The following is an 8308-nucleotide window of genomic DNA, read 5'->3' as shown; positions in this document are numbered from 1 at the left end:
GGCCGCCACCACGGCGGCCGGGGCACTGCGGCGCGTCCGGTGGCGGCGGAACCGCTGGTCTACGGCCCATCCGGGCGCCGATGCTGGAATGCTGGAGACACAGGCGGCGCGCGCAGCGCGCACACACGCAACACCGACAGTGGGGGACACATCGTCGTGGAGGAAAGAGTGCGGGTCGTCATCGCCGAGGACTCGGTGCTGCTCCGGGAGGGACTCACCCGGCTGCTGACCGATCTCGGGCACGACGTCGTCGCGGGGGTCGGGGACGCCGAGGCGCTGATCAAGACGGTGAGCGACCTCGCGGGGCAGGACGCGCTGCCGGACGTGGTGGTCGCCGACGTGCGCATGCCTCCGACCCACACCGACGAGGGCGTGCGGGCCGCGGTGCGGCTGCGCAAGGACTACCCGGACATCGGCGTGCTGGTTCTCTCCCAGTACGTCGAGGAGCAGTACGCCACCGAACTGCTGGCCGGCAGCAGCCGCGGGGTGGGCTATCTCCTGAAGGACCGGGTCGCCGAGGTCAGGGAGTTCGTGGACGCGGTGGTGCGGGTGGCGCGGGGCGGGACCGCTCTGGACCCCGAGGTCGTGGCACAGCTCCTGGGCCGCAGCCGCAAGCAGGACGTGCTGGCGGGGCTCACGCCGCGCGAGCGGGAGGTCCTCGGCCTGATGGCTGAGGGGCGTACGAATTCGGCCGTCGCCCGCCAGCTGGTGGTCAGCGACGGAGCCGTGGAGAAGCACGTCAGCAACATCTTCCTGAAACTCGGCCTGTCACCCAGTGACGGGGATCACCGTCGCGTTCTCGCCGTTCTCACTTATCTGAAGTCGTGACAACGCGATGATCTACTCGCGATGATCTGGATGATCCACCCGCAGTGAAGCGAAACCCCAGGTATAGGGCGAAAGGACGGGCACCGAGGGGTGCGTTCATCCAGTGACCGAGAGGTCCGGAAAATATGGCGAAGAGTGACGCATTGATGTCCGAAAAACGCGTCCACCATATGACCGGTCCAAGGAAGGCGACCCTTACAGAAGTAGGGTGGGGCCTGGACCGCCGGCGGGTCGGCCGGTCCCGAGCCGCCGCCCCGAGGGAGGTCCAGTTCAGTGACCAGCCAGGTCAGTAGCCCAGCCGGAAAGTCCGATGAGGCCAGCGAGGCTGTCGTCGGGGAGCAGCGCGCCCCGCACATTGTCCGTACGGGTGCCACCGAGAAGGAAATCCGCCGTCTGGACCGGGTGATCATCCGTTTTGCGGGTGACTCGGGTGACGGTATGCAGTTGACGGGCGACCGGTTCACGTCGGAGACGGCGTCGTTCGGGAACGACCTGTCGACGCTGCCCAACTTCCCGGCCGAGATCCGGGCACCCGCAGGCACACTGCCGGGTGTGTCGTCGTTCCAGCTGCATTTCGCGGACCACGACATCCTGACACCGGGCGACGCGCCGAACGTGCTGGTCGCGATGAATCCCGCCGCGCTGAAGGCGAATATCGCCGATGTGCCGCGCGGAGCCGACATCATTGTGAACACGGATGAGTTCACCAAACGCCCGATGGCGAAAGTCGGATACGCCGAGTCCCCTCTGGAGGACGGCTCTCTCGAGGCGTACAACGTGCATCCTGTGCCGTTGACGACATTGACGATCGAGGCGTTGAAGGAGTTCGGGCTTTCCCGCAAGGAGGCCGAGCGGTCGAAGAATATGTTCGCGCTCGGGCTGTTGTCCTGGATGTACAACCGTCCGACCGAGGGGACGGAGACATTCCTCCGGTCGAAGTTCGCCAGGAAGCCGGAGATCGCCGAGGCGAATGTGGCGGCGTTCCGCGCCGGCTGGAATTTCGGTGAGACGACGGAGGATTTCGCGGTCTCGTACGAGGTCGCACCGGCGTCGCAGGCTTTCCCGACGGGCACGTACCGCAATATCTCGGGGAACCTGGCGTTGTCGTACGGGCTGATCGCGGCGGGCCGTCAGGCGGATCTGCCGGTGTATCTGGGCTCGTATCCGATCACCCCGGCGTCCGACATCCTGCACGAGCTCAGCAAGCACAAGAATTTCGGCGTACGGACGTTCCAGGCGGAGGACGAGATCGCCGGGATCGGGGCGGCGCTGGGTGCGTCGTTCGGCGGGGCGCTGGGCGTGACGACCACGTCGGGGCCGGGTGTGGCGCTGAAGTCGGAGACGATCGGTCTGGCGGTGTCGCTGGAACTGCCGCTGCTGATCATCGACATCCAGCGTGGCGGCCCGTCCACCGGGCTGCCGACCAAGACCGAGCAGGCCGACCTGCTTCAGGCCATGTACGGGCGCAACGGCGAGGCGCCGGTCCCGATCGTGGCGCCGAGGACCCCGGCGGACTGCTTCGACGCGGCTCTGGACGCCGCCCGGATCGCGCTGACCTACCGGACCCCGGTGTTCCTGCTCTCGGACGGGTATCTGGCGAACGGCTCCGAGCCGTGGCGGATCCCCGAGGTCGACAGCCTCCCCGACCTGCGGACACCGTTCGCGACCGGGCCGAACCACGCACTCGCGGACGGCACGGAGGTGTTCTGGCCCTACAAGCGGGATCCGGAGACGCTGGCCCGCCCCTGGGCCGTGCCGGGCACCCCGGGGCTGGAGCACCGGATCGGCGGGATCGAGAAGCAGGACGGCACGGGGAACATCTCCTACGATCCGGCCAACCACGACTTCATGGTCCGCACCCGCCAGGCCAAGATCGACGGCATCCAGGTCCCCGACGTCGAGGTCGACGACCCGGCCGGCGCTACGACCCTGGTCCTGGGCTGGGGTTCGACGTACGGGCCGATCACGGCGGCGGTGCGCCGGCTCCGTGCGGCCGGCGAGACCATCGCGCAGGCCCATCTGCGCCATCTCAACCCGTTCCCGAGGAATCTCGGTGAGGTGCTGGGGCGTTACGACAAGGTCGTGGTCCCGGAGATGAACCTCGGTCAGCTCGCCCTGCTGCTGAGGGCCAAGTACCTCGTGGACGCGCAGAGTTTCAACCAGGTCAACGGAATGCCCTTCAAGGCCGAGCAGCTCGCCACAGCCCTCAAGGAGGCCATTGATGCCTGACGCCAACGAACTCCTCCAGCTGGTCCCCAAGGCCGAGGGCAAGCAGTCCATGAAGGACTTCAAGTCCGACCAGGAGGTGCGCTGGTGCCCGGGCTGCGGTGACTACGCGGTCCTCGCGGCCGTGCAGGGCTTCATGCCCGAACTGGGGCTGGCCAAGGAGAACATCACGTTCGTCTCCGGCATCGGCTGCTCGTCCCGCTTCCCGTACTACATGAACACCTACGGGATGCACTCCATCCACGGACGCGCCCCCTCCATCGCGACGGGCCTGGCCACCTCCCGCCGCGACCTGTCCGTCTGGGTCGTCACCGGCGACGGCGACGCGTTGTCCATCGGCGGGAACCACCTCATCCACGCCCTGCGCCGCAACGTCAACCTCAAGATCCTGCTGTTCAACAACCGGATCTACGGGCTCACCAAGGGGCAGTACAGCCCCACCTCCGAGGTCGGCAAGATCACCAAGTCGACGCCGATGGGCTCCCTCGACGCCCCCTTCAACCCTGTCTCCCTCGCCCTGGGCGCCGAAGCTTCCTTCGTCGCCCGCACCGTCGACTCCGACCGCAAGCACCTCACGAGCGTGCTGCGCGCGGCCGCCGACCACCCCGGCACCGCGCTGGTGGAGATCTACCAGAACTGCAACATCTTCAACGACGGCGCCTTCGAGGTGCTCAAGGACAGGGAACGGGCCGAGGATGCGGTGATCCGCCTCGAACACGGCAAGCCGATCCGTTTCGGCGCCGAAAGCTCGAAGGGCGTCGTCCGCGACCCCCTCACGGGCGATCTGGCCGTCGTCGCGGTCACCGAGGAGAACCAGTCGCAGATCCTGGTCCACGACGCCCACAACCCCAGCCCCACGACCGCGTTCGCGCTGTCCCGGCTGGCCGACGCCGACACCCTGCACCACACCCCCATCGGTGTCCTGCGCAGCGTGGAGCGTCCGGTCTACGACTCCCTCATGTCGGACCAGCTCGATACCGCGATCGAGCAGCACGGCAAGGGTGATCTGAGCACCCTGCTGGCCGGCAACGACACGTGGACCGTGGTCGGCTGACCCGCGTCACCGCTGTTCTGCGAGGCCCGGAGCCGGCCGGCTCCGGGCCTCGTCGTACGTCTCGCGGGCGCTCTCCACCACGTCCAGGCGCCGCTCCGCCCACCGGGCCAGGCCCCAGACCTGCTCCGCGGCCTCCTTGCCGAGCGGGGTGAGGGAGTAGTCCACCCTCGGCGGGATCACGGGCTTGGCGTCCCGGTGCACCATTCCGTCCCGCTCCAGCGTCTGCAGGGTCTGGGCCAGCATCTTCTCGCTGACACCGCCCACGGTGCGGCGCAGCTCGCTGAAACGGTACGAGCGCTCCAGCAGCGCGGCGAGCACCAGCACCCCCCAGCGGCTGGTGACGTGCTCCAGCACCAGCCGGGAGGGGCACATCGGCTGGTTGACGCCCGGGAACCTGATGCTGCTTACGTTCATACCAGTACCTTACTTCAAAGTGGGTACTTTCGTTATGAAAGTGCACCTCCTAGGGTGAGTGGAAAGAGTCCGAGCCCCAGGATCGGCGCACCAGCCGGCGGACCGGCCGGCACACCAGGAGGAACCCCATGAGCATCGTTGTCACCGGAGCCACCGGCCAGCTCGGCCGTCTCGTCATCGAGAGTCTGCTCGCCGCGGTCCCCGCGGAGTCGGTCGCGGCGGTCGTCCGCGACAAGGAGAAGGCCGCACCGCTCGCCGCCCTGGGCGTGGAGCTCCGCATCGCCGACTACGACCGGCCCGAGACCCTCAGCGGCGCGTTCCGGGCGGGTGACCGTGTGCTGCTGATCTCGGCGAACGAGGTCGGCAGGCGCATCGCTCAGCACACCGCACTGATCGACGCCGCCAAGGCGGCGGGCGTGGCCCAGCTCGCGTACACGGGCGTGCTGGGCGGGCCGGACGCGGACTTCCGGCTGGCCGCCGAGCACAAGGTGACCGAACAGCTGATCCTGGATTCCGGCCTCCCCCACACCTTCCTGCGCAACGGCTGGTACACCGAGAACTACACCGCGAATCTCGCGCCCGTGCTGGAGCACGGTGCCGTCGTCGCGAACGCGGGCGACGGCCGCATCGCCTCCGCCACTCGGGCCGACTACGCGGACGCGGCTGCCGCCGTGCTGACCGGCGAGGGCCACCTCGGCGCGGCGTACGAGCTGAGCGGCGACGTGGCGTGGTCGCTGGCGGAGTACGCCGCCGTGGTGGCGGAGGCGACCGGCAAGGAGATCACCTACAAGAACGTGCCGGCCGCGGTGCACCAGGAGATCCTCACCGGGGCCGGACTGCCCGAGCCCTTCCCCGCGATCCTCGTCGATGTGGACGAGGCCATCGCGCGTGGCCTGCTCGCGGGGACGAGCGGCGACCTGGCCCGCCTGATCGGCCGGCCGACCACTCCCCTGGCCGACACGGTCGCCGCGGCGGTCGCCGCCGCCTGAACGGGCACCCTCGACACCTGTCATGACCGTTTCCATGAGACGGCAATGACAGAGGGCCCTTCCGGCGCTACCGTCGTGCAGTCGGCCGATCGTCGACGTCAGGAGCGCCGGGAGGGCCCGTGAAGGGGAAGAACGAGCAGCGGGCAGGCCTGCTGTACGGAATCGGTGCGTACGGGATGTGGGGTCTCGTACCCCTCTTCTGGCCGCTGCTGGAACCGTCCGGAGCGGTGGAGATCCTCGCGCACCGGATGGTGTGGTCGCTGGGCGTCGTCGCCATCGCCCTGCTGGTCCTGCGCCGCTGGGCCTGGATCGGCGAGCTCCTGCGGCAGCCCCGGCGGCTGGGCCTGATCGCGATAGCCGCGACCGTGATCTCCATCAACTGGGGCCTCTACATCTGGTCCGTCAACAACGGCCATGTCGTCGAGGCGTCGCTCGGCTACTTCATCAACCCGCTGGTCACGATCGCCATGGGCGTCCTGCTGCTCGGTGAACGGCTGAGGCCCGTGCAGTGGACCGCGGTGGCGACCGGGTTCGCCGCGGTCCTCGTGCTGGCGATCGGCTACGGGCAGCCGCCGTGGATCTCACTGGTGCTGGCGTTCTCGTTCGCGACGTACGGCCTGGCCAAGAAGAAGGTCAACATGGGCGGCCTGGAGTCCCTGGCCGCCGAGACCGCCGTGCTGTTCGTGCCCGCGCTCGGCTTCCTGCTGTGGCTCGGGGCGAGCGGCGACGCGACGTTCCTGGCCGGGGGCGCGGGCCACGGGGCCCTCCTCGCCGCGACGGGACTCGTCACCGCGATCCCGCTCGTCTGCTTCGGCGCCGCGGCGATCCGGGTGCCGCTGTCCGTCCTCGGCCTGCTGCAGTACCTGGCACCGGTGTTCCAGTTCGCCCTGGGCATCCTCTACTTCCACGAGGCGATGCCGCCCGAGCGCTGGGCCGGCTTCGCGCTCGTCTGGGTGGCACTGATCCTGCTGACCTGGGACGCGCTGCGGACGGCACGGCGCACGAGGGCGGAGGCCTTGCGTCTGGCCGTGCGGGCGGCGGAGGCCGCGGCGCCCGTCGGGACGGCTTCCGCTTCCGCGCCGGATGCGAGCACCCCGGTCCAGAAATAGTTACTGAGTTGCTTTATTGACTCGGTTGCGTTTTCCTTTCGGTCAGGAGAACGCGAACCGAGGAGCAGGCATGACCGACGTACTGATCGTGGGCGCGGGCCCGACCGGACTGACGCTGGCCTGCGATCTGGCCAGACGCGGCGTCCCCGTACGGATCGTGGACAAATCGCCCGAGTATCCGCGCAGTTCACGGTCCAAGGGCCCCAACCCCCGCTCCCTGGAGGTCCTGGAGGACCTGGGTGTCGTCGAAGCGGTGCTGGCGGCGGGCTCGCCGCCGCTCCCGATGCGCAAGTACCGCGACGGCGTGGCGGTCGCCGACGCCGACCCGTACGCCGGTTCCACGCCGACGCCGGACGCGCCCTACGACCGGGGCCGGCTGATCGCGCAGTGGCGGCTGGAGGAGATCCTGCGCGACCGCCTCGCCGGATTCGGCGTGGCCGTGGAGACGGGCACCGAGGTCGTGGGCCTCACCGACGGCGACGCCTCGGTGGCCGTCGCCTTCGCCGACGGCTCCGGCGCCGACGCGCGCTACGTGGTGGGCTGCGACGGCGCCCACAGCCGCGTACGGAAGCTGCTCGGCGTCGCGTTCGACGGGGAGACCGACGAGGAACAGCTGATGGTCTGCGGCGACGTCGAGATCACCCCGGGCGTCCTGGACCGGGGCATCTGGCACCAGTGGTTCGACGAGGACGGGGCCGTCATGCTCTGTCCCATCCCCGGCACGCGGACGGGCTGGTGGTACCAGTCGGGCCCGGAGCGGGACGCGGAGGGCCGTCCCCTCGCCCCCTCCCCCGACGGCTTCAGGCGGCTCTTCGCCCACCACACCCGGCTGCCTGCCGGCCACCTCACGGAGGCCACGCTCCTCTCGACGTACCGCGTCAACGTGCGCATGGCGGACCGCTACCGCGTGGGCCGGGTCCTCCTCGCCGGGGACGCCGCCCATGTGCACGCGATCGCGGGCGGGCTGGGCATGAACACCGGCATCCAGGACGCTTTCAACCTCGGCTGGAAGCTCGCCCAGGTGCTGCGGGGGCGGGCGGACACCGAGCTGCTGGACACCTACGAGGAGGAGCGGCTGCCGGTCGCCGCGTGGACGCTGGACCTCACCTCGGAGAGGCTGCGGGCCACGCTGGAGGCGATCAGGAAGCCGGGCGGCGGACTCGACAGCGCGATCACCCCGTCGACGACGGGACTCGACCGCGGCTACCGGTGGAGTTCCCTCGCCCACCCCGGGGGCGGGGGCGACGTACGGTCCGGCGACCGCGCCCCGGACGCCCCCTGCGTCGACGCCACGACCGGTGCGCCCACCCGCCTGTTCCGTGTCCTCGCCGGCCCGCACATCACGGTGCTGGGCTTCGGGGCGGGAGCGGAGCCCGCGCTGCGGGAGGCGGCCGCGGCCCACGGCGACGCGGTACGGGCCTTCCGGGTGTACGGCGCCGAGGCCCCCGAGCCCGCGACGGCCGCCGCCCTGCCGAAGGCCCTGCACGACCTGGACGGGCACGCCCACGCGGCGTACGGCATCGGCGGGGACACCGTCGTCGTGGTCCGGCCCGACAACCACGTGGGGCTGATCTCGGACGCGGACGACCGCGACGCCGTACGGCTGTATCTGGACGCGCTGGACGGGAGGCGGGAGCCGGATCCGATGAGTGTGGCAGGCATGGTGGACGGCATCCGCAAAGGCTGAT

The 8308-nt window shown here is 69.8% G+C and carries 7 protein-coding genes; 6 read left to right on the top strand and 1 reads right to left on the bottom strand.

The genetic code is table 11. The features are described from left to right. Window positions 1-168 precede the first annotated feature (168 nt). The 3 genes from ACFWFI_RS05465 to ACFWFI_RS05455 all read left to right on the top strand — a co-directional run bounded on the left by ACFWFI_RS05465 (window position 169) and on the right by ACFWFI_RS05455 (window position 4108). Complete coding sequence (locus tag ACFWFI_RS05465; protein WP_387385787.1) at window positions 169-828, top strand: LuxR C-terminal-related transcriptional regulator; 660 nt, start codon at window positions 169-171, stop codon at window positions 826-828. Between the two features lie 273 nt (window positions 829-1101). Then, entirely contained in the window at window positions 1102-3057 is a 1956-nt protein-coding gene (locus ACFWFI_RS05460; RefSeq protein ID WP_387385783.1) for a 2-oxoacid:acceptor oxidoreductase subunit alpha, read from the top strand. Continuing rightward, the gene (locus ACFWFI_RS05455; RefSeq protein WP_387385780.1) at window positions 3050-4108 is read left to right on the top strand and encodes a 2-oxoacid:ferredoxin oxidoreductase subunit beta; all 1059 of its coding nucleotides are present in this window, start codon (window positions 3050-3052) and stop codon (window positions 4106-4108) included. The genes ACFWFI_RS05460 and ACFWFI_RS05455 overlap by 8 nt, the downstream gene beginning before the upstream one ends. A gap of 6 nt (window positions 4109-4114) precedes the next feature. On the opposite strand, the gene ACFWFI_RS05450 is transcribed toward ACFWFI_RS05455, so the two are convergent. After that, window positions 4115-4522, bottom strand: coding sequence for a winged helix-turn-helix transcriptional regulator (locus tag ACFWFI_RS05450; protein WP_387385777.1), 408 nt, complete (start codon window positions 4520-4522; stop codon window positions 4115-4117). A gap of 128 nt (window positions 4523-4650) precedes the next feature. Between ACFWFI_RS05450 and ACFWFI_RS05445 the strand changes: the two genes are divergently transcribed. From ACFWFI_RS05445 to ACFWFI_RS05435, 3 genes are all read left to right on the top strand, one after another. Beyond that, window positions 4651-5511, top strand: a complete 861-nt coding sequence (locus tag ACFWFI_RS05445) for an SDR family oxidoreductase (protein WP_387385774.1) — start codon at window positions 4651-4653, stop codon at window positions 5509-5511. Between the two features lie 119 nt (window positions 5512-5630). After that, window positions 5631-6620 (top strand): EamA family transporter RarD, encoded by a 990-nt coding sequence (gene rarD / locus ACFWFI_RS05440; protein ID WP_387385773.1) that lies wholly within the window; start codon window positions 5631-5633, stop codon window positions 6618-6620. Window positions 6621-6690: 70 nt separating this feature from the next. Next, window positions 6691-8307: an FAD-dependent monooxygenase gene (locus tag ACFWFI_RS05435; RefSeq protein WP_387385771.1), complete on the top strand. Its 1617-nt coding sequence runs from the start codon at window positions 6691-6693 to the stop codon at window positions 8305-8307. Window position 8308 lies beyond the last annotated feature (1 nt).

Source organism: Streptomyces sp. NPDC060209, from assembly GCF_042728155.1.
Taxonomy (GTDB): domain Bacteria; phylum Actinomycetota; class Actinomycetes; order Streptomycetales; family Streptomycetaceae; genus Streptomyces.
This window is presented reverse-complemented; position numbering and strand designations above follow the sequence as displayed.

Excerpts from the sequence above, each read along its gene's own strand:
- ACFWFI_RS05455 (WP_387385780.1), top strand. The coding sequence starts at position 3,050 with ATGCCTGACGCCAACGAACTCCTCCAGCTGGTCCCCAAGGCCGAGGGC.
- ACFWFI_RS05450 (WP_387385777.1), bottom strand. The coding sequence starts at position 4,522 with ATGAACGTAAGCAGCATCAGGTTCCCGGGCGTCAACCAGCCGATGTGC.
- ACFWFI_RS05445 (WP_387385774.1), top strand. The coding sequence starts at position 4,651 with ATGAGCATCGTTGTCACCGGAGCCACCGGCCAGCTCGGCCGTCTCGTC.
- ACFWFI_RS05435 (WP_387385771.1), top strand. The coding sequence starts at position 6,691 with ATGACCGACGTACTGATCGTGGGCGCGGGCCCGACCGGACTGACGCTG.